This is a genomic window from Nocardia pseudovaccinii (genome assembly GCF_050942345.1).
GTDB classification, from domain to species: Bacteria; Actinomycetota; Actinomycetes; order Mycobacteriales; family Mycobacteriaceae; genus Nocardia; species Nocardia pseudovaccinii.
In genome coordinates, this window is sequence record NZ_CP192074.1 from 2,529,594 (window position 1) to 2,547,935 (window position 18,342).

Annotated in this window: 14 protein-coding genes; 6 read left to right on the forward strand and 8 right to left on the reverse strand. The window is 66.9% G+C overall.

The genetic code is table 11. The features are described from left to right. Positions 1–307: 307 nt before the first annotated feature. The 3 genes from ACQPZ2_RS11485 to ACQPZ2_RS11495 all read right to left on the reverse strand — a co-directional run bounded on the left by ACQPZ2_RS11485 (position 308) and on the right by ACQPZ2_RS11495 (position 3,015). The gene (locus ACQPZ2_RS11485; protein ID WP_433525521.1) at positions 308–754 is read right to left on the reverse strand and encodes an SRPBCC family protein; all 447 of its coding nucleotides are present in this window, start codon (positions 752–754) and stop codon (positions 308–310) included. A 60-nt stretch (positions 755–814) separates the two neighbouring features. Further along, complete coding sequence (locus ACQPZ2_RS11490) at positions 815–2,140, reverse strand: alpha/beta-hydrolase family protein (protein WP_433525522.1); 1,326 nt, start codon at positions 2,138–2,140, stop codon at positions 815–817. A 125-nt stretch (positions 2,141–2,265) separates the two neighbouring features. Beyond that, positions 2,266–3,015: a hypothetical protein gene (locus ACQPZ2_RS11495; protein ID WP_433525523.1), complete on the reverse strand. Its 750-nt coding sequence runs from the start codon at positions 3,013–3,015 to the stop codon at positions 2,266–2,268. A gap of 169 nt (positions 3,016–3,184) precedes the next feature. On the opposite strand from ACQPZ2_RS11495, the gene ACQPZ2_RS11500 reads away from it, so the two are divergent. Together ACQPZ2_RS11500 and ACQPZ2_RS11505 are read left to right on the forward strand one after the other, a co-directional pair. Next, positions 3,185–4,417, forward strand: coding sequence for a sensor histidine kinase (locus ACQPZ2_RS11500; RefSeq protein WP_433525524.1), 1,233 nt, complete (start codon positions 3,185–3,187; stop codon positions 4,415–4,417). A gap of 149 nt (positions 4,418–4,566) precedes the next feature. Next, positions 4,567–5,232: a response regulator gene (locus tag ACQPZ2_RS11505; RefSeq protein ID WP_040693694.1), complete on the forward strand. Its 666-nt coding sequence runs from the start codon at positions 4,567–4,569 to the stop codon at positions 5,230–5,232. Here the strand turns inward: ACQPZ2_RS11505 and ACQPZ2_RS11510 are convergent. Then, a complete protein-coding gene (locus tag ACQPZ2_RS11510) occupies positions 5,229–6,116 on the reverse strand; it encodes a hypothetical protein (RefSeq protein ID WP_433525525.1) in 888 nt (295 codons plus the stop codon). The two genes, ACQPZ2_RS11505 and ACQPZ2_RS11510, sit on opposite strands and share 4 nt — an antisense overlap. A 263-nt stretch (positions 6,117–6,379) precedes the next feature. Here ACQPZ2_RS11510 and ACQPZ2_RS11515 point away from each other — a divergent pair, with 263 nt between their 5' ends. Beyond that, the gene (locus ACQPZ2_RS11515; protein ID WP_433525526.1) at positions 6,380–8,626 is read left to right on the forward strand and encodes a protein kinase domain-containing protein; all 2,247 of its coding nucleotides are present in this window, start codon (positions 6,380–6,382) and stop codon (positions 8,624–8,626) included. A gap of 272 nt (positions 8,627–8,898) precedes the next feature. Here the strand turns inward: ACQPZ2_RS11515 and ACQPZ2_RS11520 are convergent, their stop codons facing one another. From ACQPZ2_RS11520 to ACQPZ2_RS11530, 3 genes are all read right to left on the reverse strand, one after another. Then, a complete protein-coding gene (locus tag ACQPZ2_RS11520; RefSeq protein WP_433525527.1) occupies positions 8,899–11,391 on the reverse strand; it encodes an FtsX-like permease family protein in 2,493 nt (830 codons plus the stop codon). Then, positions 11,388–12,104, reverse strand: a complete 717-nt coding sequence (locus ACQPZ2_RS11525) for an ABC transporter ATP-binding protein (protein ID WP_433525528.1) — start codon at positions 12,102–12,104, stop codon at positions 11,388–11,390. Before ACQPZ2_RS11525 ends, ACQPZ2_RS11520 begins: the two co-directional genes overlap by 4 nt. 74 nt (positions 12,105–12,178) lie before the next feature. Further along, the gene (locus ACQPZ2_RS11530; protein WP_433525529.1) at positions 12,179–12,640 is read right to left on the reverse strand and encodes a hypothetical protein; all 462 of its coding nucleotides are present in this window, start codon (positions 12,638–12,640) and stop codon (positions 12,179–12,181) included. A gap of 158 nt (positions 12,641–12,798) precedes the next feature. Between ACQPZ2_RS11530 and ACQPZ2_RS11535 the strand changes: the two genes are divergently transcribed. The 3 genes from ACQPZ2_RS11535 (at position 12,799) to ACQPZ2_RS11545 (ending at position 16,907) form a co-directional block, all read left to right on the forward strand. Next, positions 12,799–14,172 carry a sensor histidine kinase gene (locus ACQPZ2_RS11535; RefSeq protein ID WP_433525530.1) on the forward strand — a complete coding sequence of 458 codons (1,374 nt, stop codon included), beginning with the start codon at positions 12,799–12,801 and terminating at the stop codon, positions 14,170–14,172. 32 nt (positions 14,173–14,204) lie between these two features. Beyond that, positions 14,205–14,858 (forward strand): response regulator, encoded by a 654-nt coding sequence (locus tag ACQPZ2_RS11540; RefSeq protein ID WP_433527394.1) that lies wholly within the window; start codon positions 14,205–14,207, stop codon positions 14,856–14,858. 147 nt (positions 14,859–15,005) lie between these two features. After that, positions 15,006–16,907: a protein kinase domain-containing protein gene (locus ACQPZ2_RS11545; RefSeq protein WP_433525531.1), complete on the forward strand. Its 1,902-nt coding sequence runs from the start codon at positions 15,006–15,008 to the stop codon at positions 16,905–16,907. 168 nt (positions 16,908–17,075) lie between these two features. Here ACQPZ2_RS11545 and ACQPZ2_RS11550 read toward each other — a convergent pair whose 3' ends face one another. Continuing rightward, on the reverse strand, positions 17,076–18,155 hold the full coding sequence (locus ACQPZ2_RS11550) for an ADP-ribosylglycohydrolase family protein (RefSeq protein ID WP_433525532.1): 1,080 nt from the start codon (positions 18,153–18,155) through the stop codon (positions 17,076–17,078). Positions 18,156–18,342 lie beyond the last annotated feature (187 nt).

An 18,342-nucleotide genomic window follows, 5' to 3' on the forward strand; every position in this document is an offset into this window, starting at 1 on the left:
AGTGGATCCGATCCGCTCATCGGACGGTCCACACAACCACCCGACCCGAACCCGCATTCCCCCACCCCGCCTTTACCCCGAAGAGACCCCGACCACACCCGCCCGCACACACCTTCGTTCGAGCGTGGCTCGGATATCAGTGTTCGGGATCGAACTCGAAATAGTCGATCCGCGCGCTCCCGCACATCTTCGCGGACGGGGCTCGGCGAGTCGGGCGGCATGTCGGTTTGCGACGTACCCGGGAGGTGTGCGGCAACCGCGCAGTGGGTTTTGGATCAGCGGGGCGTGCGGGCAGTGTCGCGTGCAGTCAGTTGGCGCGGAGGGATTCGGCTTGCTTTTGGATGCCTTCGGTCATGCCCGCGAAGCCGCGTCGGAGGTTTTTGCCGAGGGCGGCTACGACCAAGGGGTGCAGCCAGCCGCCGAGTTCGAAGTGGGATTCGTAGCGGGTGCGGTCGGGGCCGAGTGCGGTGACGCGGTGTGAGCGCAGGCTGTGCAGGGCGCCGAGGGGGACCGGCTTCATCGAGTAGCTGAGTTCGGTGCCCGGGGTGTGTGAGACCATCCATTCGCGCTGGCGACGCGGGCTGGAACCGGAGAGCGCGACCAGCATATCGATCGGCTCGCTGGGGACGAGGGTGCTGCGGCATTCGATGCAGAAGGGGTTCCACTCGCCGTAGCGGGGCAGGTCGGTGATCACCTGCCACACCAGTTCGGCGGGGGCGTCGATTTCGACGGTGGCATCGATGACAAAGGACATGGTTAGCAAATTAGAACATGTTCTATAGCCGATCAAGCCTCTCAGCAGGAAAGTCGCGGGTCAGCAGGCGCCCATCGCGGTGCCCTGATCGGTGCCGTAGCGGTGACCGTGGCCCGGCGGCGCGTTCAGTGCGGCGAGCAGATCCGCACTGGTCTGCAGGAAGCTGATCACCGGAAGCCACTGTGGCACAGGCGCATCCACCCGAACATCGCGGAGCTCGGGTGCGCGCCACAGCAGCGACGGCGACCAGTGCACCACCGGATCCGAGCTGTTGGCCAATACCGTCGCGCCCGCCCGGTGCACCTGACCGGCGGGTGGGCCCGCCCAGAGCGCCGCGCAGGTCCGACGGTCCTGGTCGGCGTCGTCGGCGAATATCGAGCTCCCGCCGAGCGCGCCGAGACTCTGCCCGTAGACGTAGAGCTCGGGCTTGTGGTCGAGCGTGCCGATGTGGCGTTCCACGGCATCGAACAGTGCTCGCGCGTACGCGACCGCATCGTCGCGTCCGAAGACGAAGGTCACCCAGCTGGGGGCGTAGGAGTACTGCATCCCGACGAGTGCGACATCACCGCCGAAGCGTTCATAGAACCCGCGAACCGCATTCGCATCGATCCATCCGGACCCGGTCGGCACCGCGAGCACGATATTCGACCGCTCGAATCCGCCGGACCGCTCCAGCTCTCGAATGGCCAGAGCTACGCGGGAATCGAGATCGGGTGCGGAGTCGAGTCCGACGTATACCCGGATCGGTCCCGCGGGCGATCCGGTGACGAACTTGCGTCCCTCCGCGCCTAATGAAGGCCAGCTGACCGCGGATTCGGCGCTTCCGGACCGAACATACGAAACCGGTTGCACCAGTGTGGGATCGATCGTCGCATTGGCGGCGGCATAGGTACTGCGTCGCCAATCGACAACCGCGGGTACCCCGACGAGGTAGAGCACCGACACCGCCGCCACCCCCATGGCGACACTGCGCACTGAACCCAGCTTGCGCGCGAGCCATCCAGTTGCGCGGACGATTCCGGCGACAACCCCCACGATCGCTACGGATGCGAGCGCCCAGCGCAGCCAATAGTCCGGACCGATCGGCGCGGTATCCATCGCGGCACGCAACCGGTTCTGCCAATGGGTTCCCTGCACGACCATGCCGACGATCGCGAGCACGGCCACGCCGAGCAACGGCGTGCGGAATCGATCCATCCGCCGGTTGATGTCGAAATCCCAGCGCCGCAACGCAAACCGAAGAACCCCGGCGACGGCCAGCGCAACTGCTGCGAGCAGCCCGGTCGACATCGCCTGGGCACTCGGTGTGCGCGGAAGCAGGCTCGGGGCCAGGGATACCGTGGTGCCGAGTCCGATTCCGAGCGTTGTGCCGATTCGCGGCCGCACGCCACGGTGAAATCCCTTGGCGACGTGCCTTTTCCAGCGATTTACCGGTCCGGGTGAAGTGCTCGAGCTGGGCGAATAACCCGAATCGTTCCGGGGAGAAACCGGTCTGGTCGCGGTCAACGTGCTCATGCCTGAACCCCCAGAGCGCCGATACGATTCGAAGCTCGTACCGAAGAACGACGTCGATCCCGCACATCGGTAAGCCGCCGCCGGACGGACGGCAGGAACCCGGCCGCCCCGAGCCCGGCCAGACCGCCACCGACGATCCACCCGCTGTTCCCGGAATCTTGTTCCCCGAAGCCGGATTCGGCAATCGGCACGCCATAGTCCTGCCGCCGCGAATTCAGATCGACGAACGTGTCCGCAATGCTCGCCATCGCATTGCACCGTGCCCGCGAGAACCCGTCGTCCCGAGCCGCGCACGCCTCGTGCATATGCACGGCCAGCGTCGCATCCAGCGCCTGCCTGGCCCACCCGCTCAGCGGCTGACCCTGCGCGTCCGCATAACGCAGGAGGTCATAACCCAAATCGTGTGCCTTGCAAGCGGTCTCGAACTCACTGGGCAACGTCACCGGCGACGAGCAATCCCCAACCGGATTGACCAGCAGCCCATCGACAACAGCCGGTCGATACCCGAACCGCTCCGCGAAATCGGCGGGAATCACATCGACCGACCCCGGCCCGCCCGAGGTCAGGCCGACCACCGCGGCACCGGCCGACGCATTCTCCACCGGCCGCTCGACGGTGGCGGCATGCGTCGCGGGCGCCAGCATGATGGTGGCCGCCATGGTGGTCAGTGCGGCCGCTGTGAGTGCGGCACAGCGTCGTGCGATGGATCGGGTTCGGGCGCCGGCATCGATGGTCGGTGTGCTCATGGTGCTCGACGGTAGGAATCCATCCCGCTACGCCACCTCACGCCGCGGAGCGGTTTCCCGGCCCGTGCCGCCGGGGGAGCGCGTGCGAGTCCTCCTACTGCGGTATCGGACCGGAATTCACCCGTGGGTATGAGGACCAAGACCGCTCGGGCTTCCTACTGTCGTAGCCATGAGGGAAAAACGTCGTAGCGGGATCAAGGGAATGAACGCGCGGATGTGGTTCGACGCGTTCACCGTGCTGCTCGCGGTGATCTTCTACGCCGTCGCGTGGCCGACACTGCACCTCACCCATGACGTACCGGTCGCGGTGCAGCCGTTCATCGCCGCACTCGCCGCGTTCCCCATCCTGCTGATCCGGCTCAACCCGGCACTGGGCTGGGCGATATCCGCGGGTTCGGCCCTGCTCATCGCCCTGGCCATCCCGAATCAGCCGGACAATGAGATCCCGATCCAGGTCGTGCACATCCTGTGCCTGTTCGCGCTGCTGTTCGCGGTGGCCCTGCGCGCGGCGGTCCCGATCGTCGCGGTCGCCTGGGGTGCCACCTCGCTGCTGCTGGCCACCACGATGACCAGCGACGGTGACATCTCCGGCGGCGCGTGGGCCTGGCCGATCGCCTTCGCCGCCGTCGTGCTGTTCGCGATGCTGGTGCGCTGGCTGGTGCAGTCGCGCAAACAGTTGCTGGCCCAGGAGGAGGAGAACGAACTGGAGCGGGCCCGGCGCGCCATCCTGGAGGAGAAGGCCCGCATCGCCCGCGACCTGCACGACGTCGTCGCCCACCACATGTCCCTGGTCGTGGTGCAGGCCCAGACCGCGCCCTATCGGGTCGAGGGCGTGACTCCCGCCGCTCGCGCGGAATTCGAATCCATCGGTGCGACCGCCCGCGAGGCATTGAACGAGATCCGCGGCATGCTCGGTGTGCTGCGCAGCGACGGTCAACTGCCCGAACACGCACCGCAACCGAAGGCAGCCGATGTGCTCGGCTTGTTCGAGGGCGCCCGCCGCGCCGGTGTGCGCATCGACTGGACCGTCGACGGACTGCTGGATCCGGTCCCGGATTCGGTCGGCCTCGCGCTGTACCGGATCGTCCAGGAGTCGCTGTCCAACGCTTCCCGGCACGCCCCGGGCGCACCGGTGCAGGTAGCGATCGTGATCGGCGCCGACGCACTGCAGCTGAGCGTCGGCAACGCGCTGAGCGCTACCGTCGCGCGACCGGTCGGCAACGGCGGTCACGGCATCGCGGGCATGCGGGCGCGTGCGCTCGCGGTCGGCGGCGAGGTATCGGCGGGTCCGCGTGCGGACGGCGGTTTCGAGGTCCGAGCCCGGCTGCCGATCACTCCGGCGTCCGGGTCGGCTCTCGACCCGGTGATGATCGCCACGGCGACTGCCGCCGAAGACGTTTGAGCGTATTGCTCCACGAAAATTCTTACAGTGCAATTGATTTCGAATGGACGTGGCCAACTCGCCGGGTACGCTCGAACTCGCCGTGCACCTGAATGTGACGCATGTGGCACCCGACTTGTCCGGCCGGAGTGGGCGGATAGGCTCTGCTGGTGGCAATTACTGTTCTGATCGCCGACGACCAGGCCATGGTGCGTCAGGGGTTCGGCGCCCTGCTCGCCGCCCAATCCGATATCAGCGTGGTCGGTGACGCGCCGGACGGAAAGGTCGCCGTCGCCGAGGCCAAGCGGCTGCGCCCGGATGTGGTGCTGATGGATGTGCGCATGCCGGAGATGAACGGACTCGACGCCGCGCGCGCCATCCTCGCCGCCGGCTTCGACCCGCCGGTGCGGGTCCTCATGCTGACCACCTTCGATATCGACGATTACGTCTACGAGGCGTTGAGCATCGGCGCCAGCGGATTCCTGCTCAAGGACGCGCCCGCCGAGGAGTTGGTGCGCGCGGTGCGTGTGGTCGCCGACGGCCAGGCCCTGCTCGCCCCGACGGTCACCCGCCGACTGATCGCCGATGTCACCCGCCGCCGCAGTGCGAGCCGCGTCAAACCCACACCCGCGCTGGCGTCACTGACTCCGCGTGAACGCGAGGTGCTGGAGTTGATCGCCAAGGGCATGTCCAATACCGAGATCGCCACCGCGCTGTTCGTCGCCGAGCAGACCGTGAAAACCCATGTCTCCAAGGTATTTTCGAAGTTGAATCTGCGCGACCGCGCGCAGGCGGTGGTACTCGCCTACGAATCCGGACTGGTCACCCCGGGTTAGCGCGGCTGCTGCTGGCACTTACCGCCGTTGAGATCGTCGAGGTGTCGCGACAGCAGCCGGGCCAGCCGATCGAGCAGGGCGGTCGCATCCTCGAAGGTGCCCGAATCCGCCTGTGCCGCAAGCGCGACCGCGACACCGCCGGATCGGGTCGGCACGATGCCGAACTGACGGACGGTGTAGACGCCGGTTTCGTCGTCCGGGCCCCAGCCGCCCTTGAATTCGGTGCCCTCGATGGTGCCGAGGCCCCAGCGCTGTTCCGGCGTGATCTGTTCCATCAACTCGACCACGGTGCCGGACTCGGGCAGGCACGGCAGCTGCGAGGCGAAGCGCACCTGATTGGCCAGCGTCCATTCGGTCGCGCCGAATGCGATGTAGTCCATGCTGGTCTTCGGTCCGTACACGTTGGTCAGCGCGTCGCCTGCCTCGTCGAGGACCTCCTGAACGGCCCGCGCGGCCTCTTCGCCGTCACCGAGCGACTCCCAGAGTGCTTCGGCCGCATCGTTATCCGAGACGGTGATCGCCTCGTGCGCGTATTCGACGACACCGGTCGGGTCGTGCCGCAGCGCGGCGATGGCCAGCGGCACCTTGATGGTGGACCAGGCGATGCCGCTGGTCCAGTCGCCGAAGATGGTCATCCGGCCGCCGCCGACCGGCATGATGGCCATCCCGACCTGCCCCGGCAGATTCGGCTGCAGTTGGGTGAAATCGGCGGCCAGCGAATCGGGCCGCGAGATCGACCAGCCCGGATGCCAGGATCCGGGCCGTTCGACGGGTAGCGTCGGCTCCGCGGGTGCGTTGTGGGTGCTGGGTAAGAGGGAACAGGAGGTGAGCGTGACCAAAACCGTGAGTGCCGCGCCGCGCAGCGCCACCCGATAATTCACCATCGTTCTTGTAGACCTCACCGCCGCGTTCTCCGCGCCACCACAACCTGACACCCGTTGTTCCATCGGCGGTGCGAAAAACATCCTCGTCACACCCGCCCGGTCGGTGACCGGACGTCGCGCGATCAGCACCGAATCATGCCAGGAGCCGACCCGGTGCTGACGCCCTGTTGATAGTTTCGCCGATTTTCCCGGAGAATTCGAAACAGCGTGGCCAAGGGGCTACCCGGTAGGCTCACAACTCTGTTTACGCGCTCGGACGACCGATGTCCGAGGGCCGCAGTCACCTGAAGGGGGTCGCGTTGCTGAACAGCGGTGAGGTGTTCGCCGGGTTCACCGTGGAGCGGCTGCTCGGCCAGGGGGGCATGGGCTCGGTGTACCTGGCCAGACACCCCCGCCTCGGTAAGCAGACAGCGCTGAAGCTGCTGAATCGGGAGTTGTTCACCGACGCCGAGGTGCGTGCGCGCTTCGATCGGGAGGCCGATCTGGCCGCGCATCTGGACCACCCGAATATCGTCGCCGTCTACGACCGCGGCTCCGAGGACAATCAGCTCTGGATCTCCATGCAGTACATCGACGGCGTCGACGCGGCGACCGTCGACCCGATGACACTGCCGCCGGAGCGGGCGGTGCAGATCATCGAGGGTGTCGCGGCGGCACTGGATTACGCGCACGGCATGGGGGTGCTGCATCGGGATGTGAAGCCCGCCAACTTCTTGCTGGCTCGTTCCACCGGTGGGCAGGGCGAGCGGGTCTTCCTGACCGACTTCGGTATCGCCCGGTTGCGCGAGGACTCCACGCACCTGACCCAGACCGGCATGTTCAGCGCGACCCTGTCCTACGCCTCGCCCGAGCAGATGACCGGCGCCAAGCTGGACAACCGCACCGATCAGTACTCGTTGGCGTGCGCGCTGTACTGGCTGTTCACCGGCATGGCGCCATTCGACGCGCCCGATCCGAACGACATCATCCGCGGGCATCTGCAACATGTCGCCGCGCCATTGGCAACCCGCCGCCAGGGTTTGAATCCCGCGCTGGACGGGGTGCTCGCCAAGGCGATGGCCAAACGTCCCGAACATCGGTACGCGACATGTGTCGAGTTCGCCGCCGCGGCCCGCAAGGCATTGACCGCTCCTCAGGTTGCTGCCGTGCAGGTGAATCCCGGCTTCCCACCGGTGTATCCGGGACAGGCCGTCGGATCCGCGCCACCCGCACCGGGGTTCGGTGTGCCCGCTGATCAAGGGGCCTTGGCGCAGTCCACGCAGGCGGTCGGGCCCGCTGGATATGGTGCTGCGCCGCAGGCCTATCCACCGCTACAGCAACCGATGGCGTCGGGGGCGCCGCAGGCCGCGGGTTACCCTGCGGCACCTGCGCAGCAAGCGGCGCCGCAGCCAGGTGCACCAGCGACGCAGGGGCCACCCGCGCAGGGGACACCGCAGGCCGCGGGGTACTCGTTGGCGCCTGCGCAGCCGGGTGTGCCACCGGCGCAGGGGGCACCACAGGCTGCGGCGTATCCACCTCAGCCGGGGGCAGCGCAAGCGGCGGCATATCCGGCGGCATCGCAACAGGCGGCTCCGCCTCAGCAGGGCGCACAGGGGCCTGTGGTGCAGGGGCAACCGGCGCAGGGCCAGCCCATACAGGGCGTGCCGGTACAGGGCCAACCGGGGCAGGCCCCAGCGGCGCAGGGCTCGCCGATTCCGGGCCAGCCGATTCCGGGACCACCGATTCCGGGTCAGCCGCCGCAACAGCCGCCGTCCGCGCTGTCGCCTGGCGCGGCACCACCCCCCTTCGGGCCGAATGCCGTTGGCCCGCAACCGACTCCGGACCATGGCCGGAGTACGGCCGTGCTGGCCGGCTGGATCGCCGTCGGCATCGTGGTCGCGGTGATCGCCGTAATGGGCACGCTCGTGGTCGTCGGCTGGGAGTCGGAAGGCCCGCCCGATGCCGCCGTGCCGCCACCCGTTACCGCCACGACGGCGGCCGCTCCGTCCGATGTACTTGCCAAGAGCCGCAGGCTTTTCCCGAATCTGGTGCCGCAGGGCAAGGACGATTTCGGCGAGGCCTATCAAGACGCGCGCTGCATGGCATCGGAGGCCGGGGAGCCGCTGGGGATCGAGGACGAACCCTTGAAATCCAGCCCCTGGGTCACCGCATGGGAATGCCATCGCGAAACCCAGGCCACCACGCAGATGAGTTACACCATCCTCGAATACGCCTCCGCCGCCGACGCCCGAGCCGTGGTCCAGGCGCTGCCCGCCAATGTCGCGACGGCCGGTAGGAAAAGCGGAATCCCGGTCAACACTCACCGCTGGGTCGTGGAAGACCCACCCGGCCCCCTCCAGCCCTTCTACCACACCGCCAAACTGGTGGTGAGCTTCGAATCCGACCCGGTCCGCTCGAACTTCCTGGTGTACGTGAGCAACCACGGCACCGCCGGTGGAGTGCAAACCGTCCCGCCGACACCGACGGCCCAGGACGCACTCACTGCCTGGTGGGACGCAGCACCGCTGTAATTGCCTGCTGGACAGCTGAATTGGTGCCGACTCGGAAATCTGGATGTTGATCGCGCCACTCGCAACCAGCCCACCTGGTGTCGCTCGGACCGAGCAACCAACCCGAGCTGGGCACATTTGCTGTTGGGACCGCGCGAGCAGTCTGACTCGACGACGCTGCGCTGGGACGAGTCGATCACCATGCCCGCTCACCATGCGCGGTGCATGCACGGCCGTATCACCCTGCCGAACAAGCCGATCGGACTGTCGCACGCAATGCGGCAACCCGATACTCAGTCGACCGCCAACGCCTCCACGATCGGCATCCGGGCCGCCCGCAACGCGGGCGGAATCGATCCGAGCAGCGCCAATGCGAGTGCGGCGGTGCCGTAGACCAGCAGCATCGGGCTCGGCTGGTATGCGATGTCGATGGTCAGCGCGTGCCCGACGGCGACGGTCGCCAGATATTGGATCGCCGCACCAGCCGCGAGACCTATTGCCGCGCCGATGAATCCGATGCCGACGGCCTCGGCGAGCACCGAGCGCAGCAGGAATTTGCGGCTGGTGCCCATGGCCCGCAGTACACCGAGTTCGCGGCGGCGTTCCAGGACCGAGAGCATGAGGGTATTCAGCAGTGCCACGGTGGCCACCAACACCACGATCCACAAGATGGCGTAACTGATCGCCGAGCCCTGCCGCAGGCTGGAGGAGATGGCGACGACCGCTTGCGCGCCGGTGTCGACGTGGATATCCACGGGCACCACGCGCCGCACCGCGGCCTGCACCGCCGACTTGTCCACGCCCGGTTGGAAATGCACCGAGAGCACGGTTTCACCCGGTCGCTGATACCACGCGCGCATCTGGTCGAGATTCATCACGACCACACCCGAGATGGCCGAGATATACGGAATCACGTCCAGCACCCGCACGGTGTGGTTGCCGGTCGGGGTCGGCATGGTCAATTCGGCCCCGGCGCCGACACCGAGCGATCGCGCGACATCCCGAGATATCGCCACCCCTTCCCCGGTGGCCAAGTGGGCCATGACTTCTCGACTCACCGAGCCGGTCTCGGATTCGTCCGCCTCGCTCGGATATCCCTGCAACATCACCCGCCCGGTGCCGAGGGTGGCGAAGGCCATCTGTGCGGGCCCGACCTCCCTGACACCGGGCACTTCGGCGATCTTCTCGCGTAATCCGTTGGGCAGCAACGGACCCGTCGGGAACTGCTCCATCGAGCTGGTGCTGACGAACAGATCGGTGTCGTTGAAGCCCGCGAAGGAGGCGGTGGCCGAATCGACCATATTGCGCGAGCCCCCGCCCATCGCGACGGTGGCGGATACGCCGATCATCACCGTCATCGCGGTGGCCCAGACCCGTCGCGGTGCGCGTTCGAGGGTGGTGGCCCCGAGCGTGCCCGGTGCGCCGAAGCGTCCGGCGATCGCCGCGGCGGCCCGCACGATCGGTCCGGTGGCGGTGAAGCACAGCGTCACCGCCCCGGCGAACGACATCGAGATCGACGCCAGCGATATGCGGCCCAGATCGGCTTCGGCAATGACGATCGCGCTGACGATGAGGCCGGCGCCGAGCACGATCGAGGTCCAGCGCAGCGCCGCACTCGTCGTATCGGTGCGCGCCACCCCCACCGGCGCCAGCGCCTCGATCGGTTCGACCTTGTACACCTGGCGCGCCGCGATGGCAGCCGCCAGCACGCTGGCCACCACGCAGGCGCCGATCGCCATCGGAATCGCGTACCCGGGCACCATGTATTCGGTGCGCGCCTCCACCGATTGCATGATGGCGGTGGGAAGTTTGCCGATCGCGACACCACCCATGGCGGCGCCGACCACCGCGCCACCCAACCCGCCGAGCACGCCGAGCAGCGCCGCCTCGACCAGCAGGTCACGCACCATCGGCCCGCGCTTGCCGCCGATCGCCCGCAGCATGGACAACACCGGCCTGCGCTGGGCGACCGCCATACTCATCGCGTTGTAGATCAGGAATGCCGAGACGATCAGGGCGGCCGCCGAGGCCATGAGCGTCGAGTACCGCACGATCTGGATGGCGCCACCGGCCTGTGCGGTGCGCAGCCCGGGATCGGCGACCACGGCGCGTCCGTCGACCACCTTGGTCAGCGTCTCGCGCAACTGGTCGACATCGGTGCCGTCGGCCGCGATGATCTGAATCGAGTCCAGCCGCCCGACGCGGTCGGTGAGTTTCTGCGCGAGCCCGAGCGGGGCGGCAATGATGTGGCCACCGTTGAGCTGCTTGGAGGTTTTTTTGTCGAGAACCGCTGCGACAGTGACGGTTCCAGAGCCGAGCGTGAAATGTTCACCTTCGGTGCGTCCCATCCCGGATCCGACCAGGACACCGTTCGGCACGGTGAGCAATTTGCTCGCCTGCGCGGCCATCGGCCCGCCCAGATCGCTGCCGAGTGCGGTAATGCTGGTGTCGGCGCCGATCAGCAGCGCCTTATCGGCACCCGATCCGACCTGTGCGCGCAACATCGGCACTGCCTTGTCGACGCCGGGTGTGGTCGCGATGCGTTGCAGTTCCTGCTGATCGAAGCCCGCGTCGGTGATCCCGGTGACCTCCAGAACGGCATTGCCACCGAGACTGTGGGTGAGCCGGTCCACCGAACCGGTGACCGAACCGGAGATGCTGAACACCGCGACCAGCAGCGATGCCGAAATGGACATCACCGCCAGTGACATGAGGGTGCGGCCGCGGTGGGCGAGCAGTTCACCGATATTGAACAGCCGCAGCCGATCCCAGGCCGCGCCGATCACGCGCGCACCGTCCGCATGGCGATATCGACCTTGTCATTGGAGCCGATCTGACCGTCACGCAACGTGATCACGCGGTCGCAGTATTCGACAGCGCCCATATCGTGGGTCACCATCACCACCGAATTTCCGTTGCCCGCGATATCGCCGAGCAGTTTCAGGATGGACGCACCGGTCTTGGAATCCAGATTGCCGGTCGGTTCGTCGGCCAGGATCAGCGGCGGATCCATGATCAATGCCCGCGCCACCGCGACGCGCTGCATCTGACCGCCGGACAATTCGGCGGGCCGATGGGCGGCGCGTTCACTCAGCCCGACCAGGTCGAGCAGTTCCAGCGCGCGCGGTTTGGCCTTGCGTAATCCGGTGCCGTCCAACAGCTTCGGAATGGCGACATTTTCCCAGGCGGTGAGGGTCGGCAGCAGATTGAAGAACTGGAAGATGAAACCGACACGGTGGCGGCGGAATTCGGACTGCCGCTCGTCGTCGAGGCCGCCGATCTCCTCACCCCGGAAGCGGATCGACCCGGAGTCGGGGGTATCGAGTGCGCCGAGCAGATGCAACAGCGTGCTCTTACCCGAGCCGGACGGCCCGATGATCGAGGTGAATTCACCGGATTCGATGCGCAGGCTGATGCCGTCCAGTGCGCGCACCGCCTGTTCGCCGACGCGATATTCCTTGGTGATATCCGTCAGTTCCAGCATGGCCTGGTCCGACATGGCGGTCCCCCACCCTCTTTCTCAACTATTCGATCTTGGTCGATTGTGGCGCACCGCAGTGTCGCACCTGCGCGTTATCGCGCCATCGCCTCGGCCGCCTGAACTCGGCGGCGATACTGTGCGTCGAGCACGGCGCGCAGGACCGGTTGTTCGGCGGCGAGTTCGAGATAGGCCTCGACCGCGGATTGGCCCTGCACCAGTGCCTGGTCCAATTTCGCGTCGAGATGGATATTCCACCGATATCGCAACGCGAGCAAGAGGCCCTCCGGTCCGCCGAACAACCGGTCCAGTTCCGGGATCTCCGTGAACAGGTCGGGGCTGGCCGGATCGATGGCCGCGCGGGTGAGCACGGTGTGCACGATCTCGGTGCGGCGGTGGTGATCTTCCCATCCGTTGCGACTGCTGTGTCGCTCGAAATGATCGCCGTGGCGATTGCTTGCGGGTCGCTCGAAATGATCGCCGTAGCGATTGCTTGCAGGTCGCTCGAAATGATCGCCGTAGCGATTGCTTGCAGGTCGCTCGAAATGATCGGACATCGCATATGCCCTTCCGTGATTTGGTAGATCTCACGCTACGGACGACGAAATACGGTGTCTTCGTGCCAGGGACGCGAATCGATCTCCTACCGCGGTAGGAGCGGCAGCCCGCTCCGAGCACGATGCACAGGCCCCGACCAGGCGGTTAGCCTTACAGGATGGATGTGACCCACGCCATCGCATCGTCGGCGGGCGCCCAACCGGCGATACCGTTCCGCGAGAGTGGGCGCGTCCGGGATCGGTTCGTGGCCTTCGTGCGCAGCCCGGTCGCGGTCCTGCGCCGCAATCTCGAAGAGCTGCCGTTCGACTACCCGCCCTCGGTGATGATCAGCGCCGATGCGGCTCTGCTTGTGGTCGGTGTCGGCGCGGTCATTCAGCGCCACGAATATTTTCCGACCGCGCTGCCGATTCTGGCGCTCGTCCTGGTCTTCGTCTCGGTGCCGCTGTTCTGCTTCTTCGGTGTGACGCCGAGCCCGATCCTGCTCGCGGTCTCCGGCCTGGTCGCGACGGCGATCATGCTCACCCAGCCGGTGTCGTCCGACCTTTCCCCGTTCATCCTGGTGGTGATGGTCGGCGAGGTCGCGGCCATCGTGCGAAAACGCTTCAGCGCCTTGTTCGCGATCGTCGCGGTGCTCGAGTTGATGGCCTTCGACGCGGCCGGTCACCTGATGTGGAGTGCGTCGGGTCAGCGATTGCAGGGCCTGCAGATGTACATCGTCGGGATCGCGCTCGGCTGGCTGGTCGGCGTGATGCTGCAGTACCAGCGCAAATTCCTCTATCAGGAACGCCAGAGCCAGCAGATCCGGGCCGAACGCGCCGCCGACGCGGAGCGCAGCCGGATCGCGCGCGAGGTGCACGATGTCATCGCGCATTCGCTGAGCATCACCCTGCTGCATTTGACCGCCGCCCGGCACGCCCTGCAGACCGACCGTGACGTGGACGAAGCGGTGGACGCACTGGTCGACGCCGAGCGACTCGGCAGGCAGGCCATGGCCGATATCCGCCGCACCATCGGCCTGCTCGACGCCCGGCCGTCCAAACTCGTGCCGGAGCCCGGTATCCGCGATATCGATGATCTGGTCGGTGATTTCGCCGGGGCCGGATTGGATGTTCGCTATACCCGTACCGAGGATCTGTCCGCGGTGTCCGCGGCGGTCGGGCTGGCGCTCTATCGGATCGGCCAGGAATCCCTGGCCAATGTGATCAAGCATGCGCCCGGCGCGACCGCGACCGTGCTGTTGGAGGTGGACTCGTCGGTGGCCCGGCTCATCGTGAACAATTCGCTGCCCAAGGGATTGCCGCCGGATCTCGGCGGCGGGATGGGACTGTCCGGTATGCGCCAGCGCGCCGAACTGCTCGGTGGCCGCATCAAGACCGGGCCATACGACGACGGCTGGACGGTGCGAGCCGAATTTCCGCTGAGCGGCGCGCGGGCCTGGTCGATGTCGTGCGGACTGCCCGACGTGATCCATGGGGCCGCGAGTGCGGTGCGTGACATGCGGCGCGACGGCGCGGTGGGGGAGGGCGCGTGACGACAGGGGCTGCGGCCGAGGAGACGGTCACCGTGCTGGTCGTCGACGATCAGGAACTCGTCCGCGGTGGGCTGCGGCGCATCCTGCGGCGGCGCGACGGTTTCGTGGTCATCGAATGCGCCGACGGCGACGAGGTACCCGCCGCGATAGCGGCCGATCGACCCGATGTCGTGCTGATGGATCTGCGCATGAAGCGCGTCGGCGGCATCGACGCGACGCGCATGCTGCGTGCGCGCGACGGTGCGCCGCCGGTGCTGGTGCTCACCACCTTCGACGACGACCAGCTGCTTTCCGGAGCATTGCGGGCCGGAGCGGCCGGATTCATCCTGAAGGATTCGCCCGCCGAAGATCTCATCCGAGCCGTTCGCACAGTCGCCGTCGGCGGAGCCTGGTTGGACCCGTCGGTCACCGGTCGGGTGCTCTCGGCATATCGGACAGTTCGCCCCGCCGTCACCCGCGACGACAGCCGACTCTCCGAACTCACGGCACGCGAGTACGAGGTGCTCGAATTGATCGGGCGCGGGCGCGTCAATGCCGAGATCGCACGCGACCTCGGCATCTCCGAAGTCACCGTCAAGAGCCATGTCGGACATATATTCGGCAAACTGGAGCTGCGGGATCGGGCTGCCGCGATCGTGTTTGCGTTTGACCACGGGGTGGTCGCACCAGGACAATCCACGGGTTGACGGGCAGCCGGATCGCGCATACCCGGAGCTGGTGATGGGCGATCTTTGCCCGGGATGTGGAGGAATGACGGGGTGGACGGACCTGGATGGAGAGTCGGCAGTCGGTTCGGGCCGTATGAGCTCAGAGCGTTGCTCGGTAAAGGGGGTATGGGCGAGGTCTACGAGGCGTACGACACGGTGAAGGACCGCGTGGTCGCGGTCAAACTGCTGTCCGACGAACTCGCCAGGGACCCGGTCTACCAGGTGCGCTTCCGCCGCGAATCGCAGGCGGCGGCCCGGCTGGCCGAACCGCACATCATCCCGATCCACGACTGGGGCGTGATCGACGGTGTGCTGTTCATCGATATGCGGCTGGTGCCCGGCACCGATCTACGCAAGATCCTGCGCAATCAGGGGCCGATGAGCGCCGAGCGCGCGATCGGCATTATCGAGCAGATCGCGGCCGGTTTGGACGCCGCGCACGCCGACGGACTCGTGCACCGCGATGTGAAACCGGCCAACATCCTGGTCACCGAGGCGGATTTCGCCTACCTGGTCGACTTCGGCATCGCTCATATCGAGGGCGACAGCGCGGTCACCCAGGCGGGCATGGCCATCGGCTCCTACACCTACATGGCCCCGGAGCGATTCGATTCCGGACCGGTGACCGGTCGCGCCGATATCTACTCACTCGCCTGTGTACTGCACGAATGCCTCACCGGAGCAACACCGTTCCCGTCCGGGAGCATGAGTGGGCTGATCCGGTCGCACCTCACCGAGGCGCCGCCACGACCGAGCGTGCAGCGACCGGGCGTGCCTGCGGCGATGGACGAGGTGATCGCCCGCGGCATGGCCAAGGAGGCCGCCGATCGCTTCCCGACCGCGACCGATCTGGCGCGCGCGGCCAGGGCCGTACTCGGCACCGCGCCCGCCGCCAATACGCCGACACTGATCGTGCGGCCGCCCGATCCGTCGCGCGGACCGTCGGATCAGGCTGTGGTGCACCGCGGTCCGGCCTCGCCCGCGGAGTCGACGGGAACGATTCCGGCGGTGATCCATCCGACCGGGCCGACGGTGGTCTCACCCGCCGACCTGCAGTTCACGCCGTTGCCGCCGCAGCAGCCCGCCGGTCCGTCGTTCGGGTCGCCCGGGGTCGGTCGGCAGGTGCGGCCGTTCCCGGATGCGCATTTGTACGAGGAGTCGCCGCCGGAGTTTCCACAGCACTTGCCGTCAGCGCGGTACCCGGGTGATCCGGCGGCTCCGGCCACTCAGCGGTATCCGGAGTCGCATTACCCCGAAGCGGGGTACCCGGAGGCTCGATACCCGGCGCGGCAGTATCCGGAACAGTATGGCGCGCAACAGGATTCGTCTGCTCCGGAGACGCGCCGGGTCCCGTTGCCGGAACCCTTCTCCGGCACACCGCCATTCGAGCCGCCGCGCGGTCCTGCCCATGCGGCGCCCAACCCGTACCGGCCGTCGCCCCAACCGGCTGAGTATTCGCCGCAGGGCTATGCCGAACCGGACTACGAAAACGATTACTACGCACAGGATCCCGCCGCGGATCCGTATCAGCGGGATCGATCGGTCATGCTGCCGATCATGGTCACCGTCTTCGTCATCGTGGTGCTTGCGGTCGGCGGTGCCATCGGCTGGCAGGTGCTCGGCTCCGGCAAATCCGGGAGTTCGAATGTGCAGGCAGGTGCGCAGGTGACCACGACGGCCGCCATCGGCACCGCAGGCGGTTCGAGCACATCGCCGTCGACCTCGACCACCAAGGCCGCACCTACCTCGGTCACCCTGCCCGCGGGCGCGACGAACTGCACGAACGGCCAACCCGTCGCGGGCAGCTTCACCCAGTCGGCCACCGGGTCCTCGGTCACCAGCTGCGGTTTCGCGGAAGCGGTCCGCAAGGCCTACGCCGAATCCGCCGCCACGAACGTCTCGCGCTCATCGCGCTCGGTAGTGGCAGCCAGTCCGGTGACCGGCCGGACCTACACCATGAACTGCGTCGCGGAGGGACAGTTGGTGACCTGCACCGGCGGTGAAAACGCGGTGGTCTACATCTATTGACGTGCGGCGACAGGCGGTTTCGATGTGCGGTCGGACGACGAGTGCGTCGCGTCGCTTGTCGTTGCCGGACCGAAAACGAACCGCTCCCGAGAGCGGAACCGTATGCCGGTTCGGGGGGATCGTGGACATCGCCTATCGCCTTCGAGCCCGTTCGCACATGAACGACCCTTACAGTCCCTCGTCGAACGGGTACCGGTTGTTCAAGGCGGACCGGTCGCCGACGAAGTAGTTCAGGACGAGGTCGTCGGCGACCTGGACCAGCACATCGCGACCCTCGACCGCGGATGCCCACTCCATCGGCAGCCCGGACACGCCATGGGCGGCGCCGATCAGGTTGCCCGCGACCGCGCCGGTGGAATCGGAGTCACCGGAATGGTTCACCGACAACAGCAGCGCTGCGCGGACATCGCCGGTCCGGACCGCGAACAAAGCGCAGTACACCGCGATCGCCAGGCACTCTTCGGCGATCCATCCCGCGCCGACCTGCTCGACCTTCTCAGCGCTCGCCACGCCCTCGGACAGTTCGACAGCGCGGGTCAGTGCCGCCACGGTTTCCGCCCCTGCGGGGAGTGCGGCGAGCTGAGTAATGGTCTGCTGCACAGCAATCGGCAGCTCGATACCGCTCACAACACGATCGATCAGTGCCGCGAACGCTCCTGCGGCGAGATATCCCGTGGGATGCCCGTGGGTCAGCTGCGCGCTGCGAGCAGCCGTGGTGAACGCGAGGTCCGGGCCCGCACCGGCCAGTCCGAACGGTGCCGACCGCATCACCGTGCCGCAACCTTTCGACCCCGGATTCACCGGACCGGGTTCATCGAGCATGCCTGGAGCGAGATACCCCAGTGCCTGCTTGTTCAGCCCGGACATACAGGCATTCCCCGGTGCCCGCGCCGCATACAAAAACGGCAGACTCGCCAGCCAACCATCACTGTCCAGTACGGGAGCATCCGGTGTCTGGGTCTGCAACCACCGCAGATACGCCCTGCGCACCGCTGGCACCGGGTCGACACCCGGAACGGACCGCAACAGACCCTCCGCGGTGAACAATGTCATCTGGGTGTCGTCGGTAATCTGTTGCGGCGCATCCGCGTCATGCTGAGGCAGAAAACCTTGCACTCCCTCGTCTCCGTAGCGTCGGCGAATCTGGGCCAGCTGCAAGAATTCGATAGGCCACCCGAGCGCGTCACCAATCGCCCCACCCAGCAGCGAACCCCGAACCCGGTCGAAGACCAACGTGTAATCACCCACGGGACAACATCATTGCGCATCCGGTCGACACAGACTCCACCCCGCCACACCTGAAGGGGCGTTCGGGACAGCCCCTGTCCGTGCGACAGTATGGCCATCAGCAGGCGCAAAAGGTCACGGAAATCCGCGGATCTCGACAACGCCGAGACCGACAGACCGGGCGGCGGTGTCGAACTTTTCCTGCCAT